We start from the raw sequence: 11,793 nt of genomic DNA, 5'->3' as shown, positions 1-11,793 counted from the left end.
TGAATGGATAGAACATCATGAACTTACACGAATACCAGGCGAAACAACTGTTTGCACGGTATGGCATGCCGGCACCAACGGGTTACGCCTGCACTACACCACGTGAAGCGGAAGAAGCAGCCTCTAAAATTGGCGCAGGCCCGTGGGTAGTTAAATGTCAGGTTCATGCCGGTGGCCGCGGTAAAGCGGGCGGTGTGAAAGTGGTTAACAGCAAAGAAGAGATTCGCGCTTTTGCTGAAAACTGGCTGGGCAAACGCCTGGTTACCTATCAGACAGACGCAAACGGCCAGCCGGTAAACCAGATTCTGGTTGAAGCGGCGACCGATATCGATCAGGAGCTCTATCTGGGCGCTGTGGTCGATCGCGCAACACGTCGCGTAATTTTCATGGCCTCAACTGAAGGCGGCGTGGAAATTGAAAAAGTGGCGGAAGAGACCCCGCACCTGATCCACAAAATGGCGCTGGATCCACTGACTGGCCCGCAGCCTTATCAGGGCCGTGAGCTGGCGTTCAAACTTGGCCTGACCGGCAAGCTGGTTGGCCAGTTCACCAAGATCTTCATGGGCCTGGCGACACTGTTCCTGGAGCGCGATCTGGCGATGGTTGAGATCAACCCGCTGGTGATCACCAAACAGGGCGACCTGATCTGCCTGGATGGCAAACTGGGTGCCGATGGCAATGCCCTGTTCCGTCAGCCAGAGCTGCGCGAAATGCGCGATCCAAGCCAGGAAGATCCGCGTGAAGCCCATGCTACACAGTGGGAACTGAACTATGTTGCGCTGGAAGGCAACATCGGTTGTATGGTTAACGGCGCAGGTCTGGCGATGGGCACCATGGACATCGTTAAACACCACGGCGGTCAACCGGCCAACTTCCTTGATGTCGGCGGCGGCGCAACCAAAGAGCGCGTGACCGAAGCCTTCAAAATCATCCTGTCTGACGATGCGGTTAAAGCCGTATTCGTTAACATCTTCGGCGGTATCGTACGCTGCGACCTGATTGCCGACGGCATCATCGGCGCAGTCGCTGAAGTGGGTGTGAACGTACCAGTTGTGGTACGTCTGGAAGGTAACAACGCCGAGCTGGGCGCCCAGAAACTGGCGGACAGCGGTCTGAACATCATTGCAGCAACCAGCCTGACAGACGCCGCACAGCGTGTTGTTGCTGCCGCGGAGGGTAAATAATGTCCATTCTGATCGACAAAAACACCAAAGTCATTTGCCAGGGTTTCACCGGTGGCCAGGGGACTTTCCATTCTGAGCAGGCGCTGGCATACGGCACCCAACTGGTTGGCGGCGTGACGCCAGGCAAAGGTGGCACGACCCATCTCGGCCTGCCGGTGTTCAACACCGTACGCGAAGCGGTAGAAGCAACAGGCGCGACCGCCACCGTGATCTACGTTCCGGCTCCTTTCTGTAAAGATGGCATCCTGGAAGCGATCGACGCGGGCATCAAACTGATCATCACCATCACCGAAGGCATCCCGACCCTGGATATGCTGACCGTGAAAGTGAAGCTGGATGAAGCAGGCGTGCGGATGATCGGTCCAAACTGCCCAGGGGTTATCACCCCAGGCGAATGTAAAATCGGCATTATGCCGGGTCACATTCACCAGCCGGGCCGCGTCGGTATCGTGTCACGTTCAGGCACCCTGACCTATGAAGCGGTTAAGCAGACCACGGATATCGGCTACGGCCAGTCAACCTGCGTTGGCATCGGTGGTGACCCAATCCCAGGCTCTAACTTCATCGACATCCTGAAAATGTTCCAGGATGATCCACAGACTGAAGTTATCGTGATGATCGGTGAAATCGGCGGTAGCGCAGAAGAAGAAGCTGCAGCCTTCATTAAAGAGCACGTGACCAAGCCGGTTGTAGGCTACATTGCTGGCGTCACCGCGCCGAAAGGCAAGCGTATGGGCCATGCTGGCGCCATCATTGCCGGTGGTAAAGGTACAGCAGATGAGAAATTTGCTGCGCTGGAAGCGGCAGGCGTGAAGACCGTCCGCAGCCTGGCGGATATCGGTGACGCAGTTAAAGCCGTATTACCTGCTAAATAAGTCAGCGTCATCTGAGCCTAAGCCACCTTCGGGTGGCTTTTTTTATGGCTGTAAATGAGAGCTATAACGCAGGAAGCTAAAGTGAAGAGTGCGCGGTTAAATAGCTGGCCCGCGGCTCATCACGTTAAGAAAAAGTGTCAAAGGTAAATGATTCCTTCGCGTTTTATTTCATTACTGACATCTCATTAACAAGAAACCTACCTGACCCTATCTGGAAACTTATTGCGTTAATCCAGATCAATTAATCGCGACTTATATCCAACTATATCTCTGGCAAAGCGCAACGCTAAGGGCGTAAATTGCGCTGCATCAATCCAGCCTTTTACACAAATTTTCAAACGTCTGCTCAACCCGGGATAACACCCGCTTTCCTCCTGTTAAAGCACGCGTTAACGAAAGCGCTGATTGACAATTTTCTGAGCTGCTTCATTCGCTACTCGCCTGTTCGGGCAGCTCACAGACCTGTTCTGCGGGTAATAAAAAACTGGAATCAATAAACAGTCGTTGCTGACTCTGATTGCGTTCGATCTGTTCGCGCGCGTGACGGAGACAAAGCGAGGAGCAAGGAGTCCTTATGTTAGATATCGTCGAGCTGTCGCGGTTACAGTTTGCCTTAACGGCGATGTACCATTTTCTGTTCGTCCCTTTAACGCTGGGTATGGCGTTCTTGCTGGCGATCATGGAAACGGTATATGTCCTGAGCGGTAAACAAATCTATAAAGATATGACGAAGTTCTGGGGCAAGTTATTTGGTATTAACTTTGCGCTGGGTGTCGCCACCGGCCTGACCATGGAATTTCAGTTCGGGACTAACTGGTCATATTACTCTCACTACGTCGGCGATATCTTCGGCGCGCCGCTCGCCATCGAAGGTCTGATGGCGTTCTTCCTGGAATCCACCTTTGTTGGCCTGTTCTTTTTTGGCTGGGATCGCCTGGGCAAAGTGCAGCACCTCGCCGTCACCTGGCTGGTGGCGCTGGGCTCAAACATGTCGGCGCTGTGGATTCTGGTGGCTAACGGCTGGATGCAGAACCCGATCGCCTCTGAGTTCAACTTCGAAACCATGCGCATGGAGATGGTCAGCTTCTCAGAGCTGGTGCTGAACCCGGTCGCGCAGGTGAAATTCGTGCACACCGTGGCAGCCGGTTACACCACCGGTGCAATGTTTATTATGGGCATCAGCGCCTGGTACATGCTGAAAGGCCGTGACTTCGCCTTTGCTAAACGCTCGTTCGCTATCGCGGCCAGCTTTGGCATGGCGGCGGTGCTGTCAGTCATCGTTCTTGGCGATGAGTCAGGTTACGAGATGGGGGATGTGCAGAAAACCAAACTGGCCGCTATCGAAGCGGAGTGGGAAACCCAGCCGGCACCGGCCTCGTTTACCCTGTTTGGCCTGCCCGATCAGGCAACTCAGGAGAACCGATACGCAGTACAGATCCCCTGGCTGCTGGGCCTGATCGCCACCCGATCAACCGATACGCCGGTCACCGGCCTGAAAGATCTGATGGCACAGCATGAAGTACGCATCCGCAACGGCATGAAAGCCTATGCCCTGCTGAATGAGCTGCGCGGTGGCAGCCAGGATCCGGCGGTGCGTGACGCGTTCAACAGTCACAAACAGGATCTCGGCTACGGTCTGCTGCTGAAGCGTTATACCGACAACGTGGCTGATGCAACCGAAGCGCAGATTAAACAGGCGACGCAGGACTCTATCCCGCGTGTCGCTCCGCTCTATTTTGCCTTCCGCATCATGGTGCTGTGTGGCGTACTGCTGCTGGGCATTATCGCGCTGGCGTTCTGGAGCGTACTGCGTAACCGCATCGGCAAAAATCGCTGGTTACTGAAAGCGGCGCTGTTTGGTATTCCGCTGCCGTGGATCGCTATCGAATCAGGCTGGTTTGTGGCGGAGTATGGTCGTCAGCCCTGGGCTATCGGTGAAGTTCTGCCGACTGCGGTAGCCAACTCCTCCCTGACCGTTGGCGATCTGCTGTTCTCCATGATCCTGATCTGCGGACTCTACACAATGTTCCTGGTGGCTGAGATGTACCTGATGTTCAAATTCGCCCGCCTTGGGCCGAGCAGCCTGAAAACCGGGCGTTATCATCATGAGCAGATCACGGCAATCACCCAGCCGGTACAGGGATAAGGAGAGCGACCATGTTTGATTATGAAGTTCTGCGCTTTGTCTGGTGGCTGTTGATTGGCGTACTGCTGATTGGCTTTGCCGTCGCAGATGGTTTTGATATGGGTGTCGGGATGCTGACGCGCATTCTGGGCCGGAATGATACTGAACGTCGTATCATGATTAACAGTATCGCCCCACACTGGGACGGTAACCAGGTCTGGCTGATCACCGCAGGTGGCGCGCTGTTTGCCGCCTGGCCGATGGTCTACGCGGCAGCTTTCTCTGGCTTCTACGTGGCGATGATTCTGGTGCTCGCGTCGCTGTTCTTCCGTCCGGTCGGCTTCGATTATCGTTCGAAGATTGAAGACAATCGCTGGCGCGGTGCCTGGGACTGGGGGATTTTCATTGGCAGCTTCGTGCCGCCGCTGGTGATTGGCGTAGCGTTTGGCAACCTGTTACAGGGCGTGCCGTTCCATGCCGATGAGTATCTGCGCCTGTTCTATACCGGTAACTTCTTCCAGCTGCTGAATCCGTTTGGGCTGCTGGCGGGTGTGGTCAGTGTGGCGATGATTCTGGCGCAGGGTGCAACCTATCTGCAGATGCGCACTACCGGCGAACTGCATCTGCGTTCACGCACCGCAGCACAACTTGCCGCCCTGGTGATGATGGTCTGCTTTATCCTGGCGGGCGTCTGGGTGAAATATGGTATCGATGGTTATGTGGTGACCAGCACTATGGATCACTTCGCCGCCTCTAACCCACTGGGCAAAACCGTGGTGCGCGAAGCGGGGGCCTGGATGGTCAACTTCCAGAACCACCCTGTGCTGTGGCTGGTCCCGCTGCTGGGCGCTGTGCTGCCGCTGCTGACCATACTCTGCTCGCGGGTTGAGAAGGGCGCCTGGGCGTTCCTGTTCTCCTCACTGACGCTGGCCTGCGTCATCATGACAGCCGGTATTGCAATGTTCCCGTTCATCATGCCATCCAGCACGGTGCCGGGTGTGAGCCTGACCATGTGGGACGCAACGTCCAGCCTGCTGACGCTGCAAACCATGACCGTTGCCGCCGCTATCTTTGTGCCAATCATTCTGGCCTACACCACCTGGTGCTACTGGAAGATGTTTGGTCGTATCACTAAAGAGCATATTGAAAGCAACAGTCACTCACTCTATTAATTAAGGAGACGTCGCATGTGGTATTTTGCCTGGATTCTCGGCACGTTGCTGGCCTGTGCCTTTGGTATCGTGACCGCGCTGGCGATTGAGCACATTGAAGCGCAGGATGAGCCTCACTGATGCGAACGCTAATTCGGATGCTGTATGATCTGATGGATAAGGGCCCGTTACGGGCCCTTTCACTGCTGCTGGCGCTGCTGACCGCAGGCGGCGTGATCTGGGATCCGACACGCTTTGCCAGTCAGGCAGGCCAGTTACCGGCTCTGCAGGGGCTGGTGCTGATCTGGGCGGTCTGCAGTGGGGTGATCCACGGTGTGGGCTTCCGGCCACAGCAAACCCGATGGCAGGCGCTGTTTAACCCGTTACCCGCCATGCTGGTGCTATTTATTGCGCTTTACCGTTTTTATCTTTAAGACCCCGCCTCATCGGCGCTGTCAGTGAATTTTTGTCAGCGTCTGGTCAATTAATCTCCCTGAAATCGTTCCGTTTGTTACGGAGCGATAATTATTTTCGCCTGGCTCTGACGAGCCATTCCCAACCCCAATTCTCTTGCGTATAGTAACAACGTTTAAAACGAGGCCGGGATGTAGAGTGAGTACAACGCTGTTTCGCTGGCCGGTTCGGGTCTACTACGAAGATACTGATGCCGGTGGTGTGGTTTATCACGCCAGCTATATCGCTTTTTATGAACGAGCACGTACTGAAATGTTGCGACAGCACCATTTCAATCAGCAGACGCTGTTAGAACAGCAGATCGCTTTTGTGGTACGGCGTATATCGGTGGACTATCTGGCGGCGGCGCGTCTTGATGACCTTCTGGAGATCCAGAGCGAGGTTACATCAATGACACGGGCTACCATGACGTTCACTCAGCGTATCGTGAATACTGAAGGCAAAGTGCTCAATGAGGCAGAAGTCCTGATTGCCTGCATTAACCCACATCTAATGAAGCCGATTGCGCTTCCCAAGTCTATTGTCGCGGAGTTCAAGCAGTGACTGACATGAACATTCTTGATTTGTTCCTGAAGGCGAGCCTTCTGGTCAAACTTATCATGTTGATTTTGATCGGCTTTTCTATTGCCTCCTGGGCCATCATTATTCAGCGCACACGTATTCTGAATGCGGCGGGAAGAGAAGCGGAGGCGTTTGAAGACAAATTCTGGTCCGGCATCGAACTCTCGCGCCTCTATCAGGAGAGCCAGGAGCGCCGGGAAGAACTGGGTGGTTCGGAGCAGATTTTCTATTCCGGCTTTAAAGAGTTCGCCCGCCTGCATCGCGCCAACAGCCATGCGCCGGAAGCGGTCATTGATGGTGCGAGCCGTGCGATGCGTATCTCAATGAACCGTGAGCTGGAAGCGCTGGAAAACCACATCCCATTCCTCGGCACCGTCGGTTCTATCAGCCCTTATATCGGACTGTTCGGCACCGTCTGGGGGATCATGCACGCCTTTATCGCACTGGGTGCCGTGAAGCAGGCAACCCTGCAGATGGTTGCACCGGGTATCGCTGAAGCGTTGATTGCGACCGCTATCGGTCTGTTTGCCGCAATTCCGGCGGTGATGGCGTACAACCGTCTGAACCAGCGCGTAAACAAACTGGAGCAGGGCTACGACAACTTCATGGAAGAGTTCACTGCCATTCTGCATCGCCAGGCTTTCTCCAGCGATAGCGCTAAGTAAATAGAGGTTAATGATGGCCAGAGTACGTGGTCGCAAACGCCGCGACCTGAAGTCGGAAATCAACATCGTTCCGCTACTGGACGTCCTGTTGGTGCTGTTGCTGATCTTCATGGCAACGGCGCCCATTATTACCCAGAGCGTGGAAGTGGATCTGCCTGATGCGACCGATTCGAAAACCGTTGCCAGCGATGATAATCCGCCGGTGATTGTCGAAGTGGCGGGCGTGGGTCAGTACAGCCTGGTCGTGGATCACGATCGTATGGATCAACTTCCGCCAGAGCAGGTAATCAGCGAAGCGCAGCGTCGACTGGAAGCGAATCCTAAGACGGTCTTTTTGATCGGGGGCGCGAAAGAGGTGCCTTACGATGAAATTATTAAAGCGCTCAACCTGCTGCACCAGGCGGGTGTTAAATCTGTCGGTTTGATGACGCAGCCGATTTAAAATCGAACCGTTTTTTGGGAACCGAGTGTGTCGAAGGCAACCGAGCAAAACGAGAAGTTAAAGCGCGCGATAATCATTTCGGTGATTCTGCATATCGTGCTGATCGCGCTGCTGATTTGGAGCTCGTTTAATGAGCACATTGACGCCAGCAGTGCGGGTGGCGGAGGCAGTGATATTGATGCAGTGATGGTCGATCCCGGTGCCGTCGTGAGTCAATACAATCGTCAGCAGAACCAGCAAAGTGACAGCCAGCGGGCTGAGCAGCAGCGTAAAAAGCAGGCGCAGCAGCAGGCTGAAGAGCTGCAACAGAAACAGGCTGCTGAACAGCAGCGTCTGAAAGCGCTGGAAAAAGAGCGTTTAGCCGCGCAGGAAACCGCGAAAGAAGAGGCGAAACAGCAGGCTGAGCAGCAGAAGGCTGCCGAAGACGCTGCTAAGCAGGCGCAGGAGCAGCAAAAAACGGCGGAAGCGGCGGCTGCCAAAGCCAAAGCGGATGCAAAAGCTCAGGCAGATGCGCAGGCAAAAGCCGCGGCTGAGCAGGCGAAACAGGCCGCAGCCGAAGCAAAGAAGCAGGCTGATCAGCAGGCGAAAGCTGCCGCTGCCGCTGCTGCAAAAGAGAAGGCCGTTGCGGAAGCGAAGGCGAAATCTGAAGCAGATGCGAAAGCCGCAGCTGAAGCCAAAGTGAAAGCGGCGGCGGATGCCAAAGCCAAAGCGGCTGAAGAGGCTAAACAAAAAGCTGCTGAAGCCAAAGAAAAAGCCGCAGAGGCGGCGAAAGAGAAAGCCGCAGAGGCGGCGAAAGAGAAAGCCGCAGAAGCCGCAAAAGAGAAAGCTGAAGCGGCTAAAGAGGCCGCCAAAGAGAAGGCGGAAGCAGCCGCGAAAGCGAAAGCCGATGCCGCGGCGAAAGCCAAAGCCGATGCTGCCGCTAAGGCCAAAGCGGATGCTAAAGCGAAAGCCGCCGCCGATGCTGCCAACGACAGCGATGTCGATGATTTGCTGGGTGGACTCGCTTCCGGTAAAAATGCACCGAAAAGCGGCACCTCTGGCGGCGCAGCAGGGCAGGGAAACCAGAAGAAAGCGGGTGCATCAGGCGCGGAAATCAACTCCTACATGGGTCAGGTTGTGAGTGCGATTCAGAGCCGATTCTATGATGCGGATCTGTATCGCGGAAAAACCTGTGATTTGCGGATTAAACTTGCGCCTGATGGCTTGTTGATTGATGTTAAGTCAGAGGGTGGCGATCCCGCGCTCTGTCAGGCCGCGATTGCTGCCGCAAAACAGGCACGTATTCCGAAGCCGCCTTCGCAGGCGGTCTACGAAGTGTTTAAAAACGCCCCAATGCGTTTTAAACCGCAATAATGCAGTAACGGGCGGCAAGTTGATCTATGTTTAGCGTGCCGTACTTAAGTTGTACTCGTGGTTTCCAGGAACAGTGCCAATTATCGTGGACTGAGGTTCAGATAAGGGAGATAAAATGAAGCAAGCTCTTCGCGTTACGTTAGGCTTTTTTATCCTGCTGTGGGCAGCCATGCTGCATGCAGAAGTTCGAATTGAGATCACCCAGGGTGTCAACACTGCGCGCCCGATTGGCGTGGTGCCGTTTAAATGGGCCGGTGCTGGCGCAGCGCCGGAAGATATCGGCGGCATCGTTGCAGCTGACCTGCGCAACAGTGGCAAATTTAATCCACTGGATCGCTCGCGTCTGCCACAGCAGCCTGCCAGCGCGCAGGAAGTTCAGCCTGCCGCGTGGAGTGCACTCGGCATTGATGCCGTGGTCGTCGGTCAGGTCGCGTCTAACCCGGATGGCAGCTATCAGGTTTCGTACCAGCTGGTCGACACCGGCGGTGCACCCGGTACCGTGCTGGCACAAAACAGTTATAAAGTGACGAAGCAGTGGCTGCGTTATGCCGCTCACACGGCCAGTGACGAAACGTTCCTGAAGCTGACCGGCATCAAGGGCGCTTTCCGTACCCGTATCGCCTATGTGGTGCAGACCAACGGCGGCCAGTTCCCGTATGAGCTGCGCGTTGCTGACTACGATGGTTACAACCAGTTTGTCGTGCATCGTTCACCACAGCCGCTGATGTCGCCAGCCTGGTCTCCGGATGGCAGCAAAGTCGCTTACGTGACCTTTGAAAGCGGCAAATCTGCGCTGGTGGTACAGACGCTGTCGAACGGTGCTATCCGTCAGATCGCCTCCTATCCACGTCACAACGGTGCCCCAGCGTTTTCGCCGGATGGCTCTAAACTGGCGTTTGCGCTCTCTAAAACCGGCAGCCTGAACCTCTATGTGATGGATCTGGCCTCAGGTCAGACGCGTCAGATTACCGATGGTCGCTATAACAGCACCGAACCGACCTGGTTCCCGGACAGCCAGACGCTGGCTTACACCTCCGATCAGGCTGGTGCTCCACAAATCTACAAAGTCGGACTTAACGGTGGCGCGCCACAACGTATTACCTGGGAAGGCGGTCAGAACCAGGATGCGGATGTCGCAACAGATGGTAAGTCTATGGTGATGATTAGCACCAACGGTGGTGCTCAACACGTCGCCAAACAGGATCTGGAAACGGGAGCCGTTCAAACGTTAACGGACACGTTCCTGGATGAAACGCCGAGCCTGGCACCCAATGGCACAATGGTAATCTACAGCTCTACTCAGGGTATGGGTTCCGTGTTGCAGTTGGTTTCTACCGACGGCCGTTTCAAAGCGCGTCTTCCGGCAACTGATGGACAGGTAAAATTTCCTGCCTGGTCGCCGTATCTGTAATGTCTGACAGTTCAGACATCACAAACAATAAACAATAATGGGATTTTGAAATGCAACTGAACAAAGTGCTGAAGGGTTTGATGCTGGCTCTGCCGGTTCTGGCAGTAGCGGCTTGTAGCTCACACAAGAACAACAACAATGACCAGACGGGCATGGGCGCTGATGGCGGCGCTTACGGTGCAAATTCTGGCATGAACGGCAACGGCGGCAACATGTCTTCTGACGAGCAGGCTCGTCTGCAGATGCAGCAGCTGCAGCAGAACAACATCGTGTACTTCGGCCTGGACAAGTATGACGTTCAGTCTGATTACGCACAGATGCTGGATCAGCATGCAACCTTCCTGCGCAGCAACCCGTCATACAAAGTGACCATCGAAGGTCATGCGGATGAGCGCGGTACGCCGGAATACAACATCGCCCTGGGCGAACGTCGTGCTAACGCGGTTAAAATGTACCTGCAGGGCAAAGGCGTGTCGGCTGATCAGATGTCTATCGTATCTTACGGTAAAGAGAAGCCAGCCGTTCTGGGTCATGACGAAGCAGCGTATTCTAAAAACCGTCGTGCCGTTCTGGTCTACTAAGAGAATCACATGGTTAGTAACTTCAGACATCACCTGTTGAGTCTGTCGTTACTGATTGGCGTAGCGGCCCCCTGGGCCGCTAATGCCCAAGCGTCAATCAGTAGCGTTGGCTCCGGCTCGGTCGAAGACCGTGTCACCACTCTTGAACGAATTTCTAATGCCCAGGCACAGCTGATGCAGCAATTGCAGCAGCAGATGAGCGATAACCAGCGTGATATCGATGCGCTGCGTGGGCAAATCCAGCAAAACACGTATCAGTTGAATCAGGTGGTTGAGCGGCAGAAGCAGCTTTACCAGCAGATTGACAGCCTGAGCAGCGCCAGCACCAGCGGCGGTCAGCAGGCAGCCGGCAGTAATGCCGCAGCGGATACCGGCGCAGCAGCAACCGCAGGCGCGGCAGCATCAACGGATAGCGCACCTGCGCAGACCGGTGACGCTAACAGCGATTACAATGCGGCTGTGGCGCTGATTCTGGAGAAGAAACAGTATGATCAGGCGATCAGCGCGCTCCAGGCGTGGGTAAAACGTTACCCGGATTCGACCTATCAGCCGAACGCCAATTACTGGCTGGGACAGCTGAACTATAACAAAGGCAAAAAGGACGACGCGGCTTACTATTACGCCACGGTAGTGAAAAACTATCCGAAGTCGCCGAAAGCTGCAGAAGCGTTGTTGAAAGTGGGCGTCATCATGCAGGAGAAAAAAGACACAGCGAAAGCTAAAGCGGTCTTCCAGCAGGTGATCAAACTTTATCCAGACACCGAATCTGCTAAGCAGGCGCAAAAACGTCTGACCAGTCTGTAATCTGTACGGTTCAGGCCAGATATCGTGTGATTTCTGGTCTTGCCGTATGAAAGGTAAGCAACTGAAGCATTTAGCAGAAATAAGAGTTGCGCTACCCCGCTAAATCAGTAATATATGCCGCCGTTGCCGGGACACATTGCAAAGTGTCTGGTAAGCCTGAAGATGGG

13 protein-coding genes are annotated in these 11,793 nt (G+C 54.8%); all 13 read left to right on the top strand.

The window, feature by feature from the left end; all coding sequences use genetic code 11:
• Positions 1 to 17: 17 nt before the first annotated feature.
• The 13 genes from sucC to cpoB all read left to right on the top strand — a co-directional run bounded on the left by sucC (position 18) and on the right by cpoB (position 11,626).
• A complete protein-coding gene (sucC, locus tag NR195_RS11780) occupies positions 18 to 1,184 on the top strand; it encodes an ADP-forming succinate--CoA ligase subunit beta (RefSeq protein ID WP_003853151.1) in 1,167 nt (388 codons plus the stop codon).
• On the top strand, positions 1,184 to 2,059 hold the full coding sequence (sucD, locus tag NR195_RS11775) for a succinate--CoA ligase subunit alpha (protein ID WP_010260744.1): 876 nt from the start codon (positions 1,184 to 1,186) through the stop codon (positions 2,057 to 2,059). Before sucC ends, sucD begins: the two co-directional genes overlap by 1 nt.
• 574 nt (positions 2,060 to 2,633) lie before the next feature.
• The gene (cydA, locus tag NR195_RS11770; protein ID WP_010260749.1) at positions 2,634 to 4,205 is read left to right on the top strand and encodes a cytochrome ubiquinol oxidase subunit I; all 1,572 of its coding nucleotides are present in this window, start codon (positions 2,634 to 2,636) and stop codon (positions 4,203 to 4,205) included.
• Between the two features lie 11 nt (positions 4,206 to 4,216).
• Positions 4,217 to 5,356: a cytochrome d ubiquinol oxidase subunit II gene (gene cydB, locus NR195_RS11765; RefSeq protein WP_256844546.1), complete on the top strand. Its 1,140-nt coding sequence runs from the start codon at positions 4,217 to 4,219 to the stop codon at positions 5,354 to 5,356.
• 15 nt (positions 5,357 to 5,371) lie between these two features.
• Entirely contained in the window at positions 5,372 to 5,476 is a 105-nt protein-coding gene (gene cydX, locus NR195_RS11760) for a cytochrome bd-I oxidase subunit CydX (RefSeq protein ID WP_010260755.1), read from the top strand.
• Positions 5,476 to 5,769, top strand: a complete 294-nt coding sequence (gene ybgE / locus NR195_RS11755) for a cyd operon protein YbgE (RefSeq protein WP_256844545.1) — start codon at positions 5,476 to 5,478, stop codon at positions 5,767 to 5,769. Before cydX ends, ybgE begins: the two co-directional genes overlap by 1 nt.
• A gap of 178 nt (positions 5,770 to 5,947) precedes the next feature.
• Entirely contained in the window at positions 5,948 to 6,352 is a 405-nt protein-coding gene (gene ybgC / locus NR195_RS11750; RefSeq protein ID WP_010260759.1) for a tol-pal system-associated acyl-CoA thioesterase, read from the top strand.
• Positions 6,349 to 7,035, top strand: coding sequence for a Tol-Pal system protein TolQ (gene tolQ, locus NR195_RS11745; RefSeq protein WP_010260762.1), 687 nt, complete (start codon positions 6,349 to 6,351; stop codon positions 7,033 to 7,035). Before ybgC ends, tolQ begins: the two co-directional genes overlap by 4 nt.
• A 13-nt stretch (positions 7,036 to 7,048) precedes the next feature.
• Positions 7,049 to 7,477 carry a colicin uptake protein TolR gene (gene tolR / locus NR195_RS11740; RefSeq protein WP_010260764.1) on the top strand — a complete coding sequence of 143 codons (429 nt, stop codon included), beginning with the start codon at positions 7,049 to 7,051 and terminating at the stop codon, positions 7,475 to 7,477.
• A 27-nt stretch (positions 7,478 to 7,504) separates the two neighbouring features.
• Positions 7,505 to 8,830, top strand: coding sequence for a cell envelope integrity protein TolA (gene tolA, locus NR195_RS11735; protein WP_256844544.1), 1,326 nt, complete (start codon positions 7,505 to 7,507; stop codon positions 8,828 to 8,830).
• Between the two features lie 115 nt (positions 8,831 to 8,945).
• Positions 8,946 to 10,241, top strand: coding sequence for a Tol-Pal system beta propeller repeat protein TolB (tolB, locus tag NR195_RS11730; RefSeq protein WP_010260769.1), 1,296 nt, complete (start codon positions 8,946 to 8,948; stop codon positions 10,239 to 10,241).
• A gap of 50 nt (positions 10,242 to 10,291) precedes the next feature.
• Positions 10,292 to 10,822, top strand: a complete 531-nt coding sequence (gene pal / locus NR195_RS11725) for a peptidoglycan-associated lipoprotein Pal (protein ID WP_010260771.1) — start codon at positions 10,292 to 10,294, stop codon at positions 10,820 to 10,822.
• Between the two features lie 9 nt (positions 10,823 to 10,831).
• Complete coding sequence (gene cpoB / locus NR195_RS11720; protein ID WP_010260773.1) at positions 10,832 to 11,626, top strand: cell division protein CpoB; 795 nt, start codon at positions 10,832 to 10,834, stop codon at positions 11,624 to 11,626.
• Positions 11,627 to 11,793: the final 167 nt, after the last annotated feature.

The sequence above is a fragment of the Pantoea sp. Ft-CA_14 genome (assembly GCF_024520875.1).
GTDB classification, from domain to species: Bacteria; Pseudomonadota; Gammaproteobacteria; order Enterobacterales; family Enterobacteriaceae; genus Pantoea; species Pantoea agglomerans.
Note: the sequence above shows the minus strand (reverse complement) of the source record. Positions and strands in the feature narration are given on the sequence as shown.

Coding starts and splice junctions, on each gene's coding strand:
- ybgE (WP_256844545.1), top strand. CDS start 5,476: ATGCGAACGCTAATTCGGATGCTGTATGATCTGATGGATAAGGGCCCG.
- cydB (WP_256844546.1), top strand. CDS start 4,217: ATGTTTGATTATGAAGTTCTGCGCTTTGTCTGGTGGCTGTTGATTGGC.
- sucD (WP_010260744.1), top strand. CDS start 1,184: ATGTCCATTCTGATCGACAAAAACACCAAAGTCATTTGCCAGGGTTTC.
- cydX (WP_010260755.1), top strand. CDS start 5,372: ATGTGGTATTTTGCCTGGATTCTCGGCACGTTGCTGGCCTGTGCCTTT.
- cpoB (WP_010260773.1), top strand. CDS start 10,832: ATGGTTAGTAACTTCAGACATCACCTGTTGAGTCTGTCGTTACTGATT.
- cydA (WP_010260749.1), top strand. CDS start 2,634: ATGTTAGATATCGTCGAGCTGTCGCGGTTACAGTTTGCCTTAACGGCG.
- pal (WP_010260771.1), top strand. CDS start 10,292: ATGCAACTGAACAAAGTGCTGAAGGGTTTGATGCTGGCTCTGCCGGTT.
- tolB (WP_010260769.1), top strand. CDS start 8,946: ATGAAGCAAGCTCTTCGCGTTACGTTAGGCTTTTTTATCCTGCTGTGG.
- tolR (WP_010260764.1), top strand. CDS start 7,049: ATGGCCAGAGTACGTGGTCGCAAACGCCGCGACCTGAAGTCGGAAATC.
- sucC (WP_003853151.1), top strand. CDS start 18: ATGAACTTACACGAATACCAGGCGAAACAACTGTTTGCACGGTATGGC.